The organism is Psychrobacter sp. TB55-MNA-CIBAN-0194 (assembly GCF_040309505.1).
Lineage (GTDB): Bacteria > Pseudomonadota > Gammaproteobacteria > Pseudomonadales > Moraxellaceae > Psychrobacter > Psychrobacter fozii.
On sequence record NZ_JBEOOW010000741.1, the window covers coordinates 1 to 239 of the forward strand.

Sequence of the window (239 nt, forward strand, 5' to 3'; positions counted from 1 at the left end):
GTGTAATCTCGTTTCACTGTGCCCGGCGTAGCCAATAAACCAATGTGCTTTTTCTTCGATAACATCGCAGCAGGTTTTATGGCAGGAACAACACCCACGATAGGAATTGTTAATTGTTGGCGTAATAGCGGCAATACCAAAGTACTGGCGGTATTGCAGGCAACAACCACGATACTGGCATTAACACGTCGAGCATGATGGGTGATCAGAGCAACACATCCAGCTATTAACTCTTGCTC

Annotated in this window: 1 protein-coding gene; it reads right to left on the reverse strand. The window is 46.0% G+C overall.

Features of this window, described 5'->3' with window-relative positions; genetic code table 11:
• Positions 1-239 (reverse strand): aspartate/glutamate racemase family protein (locus AAEY75_RS16935; RefSeq protein WP_352260334.1); only part of this gene is annotated, 239 nt, incomplete at both ends.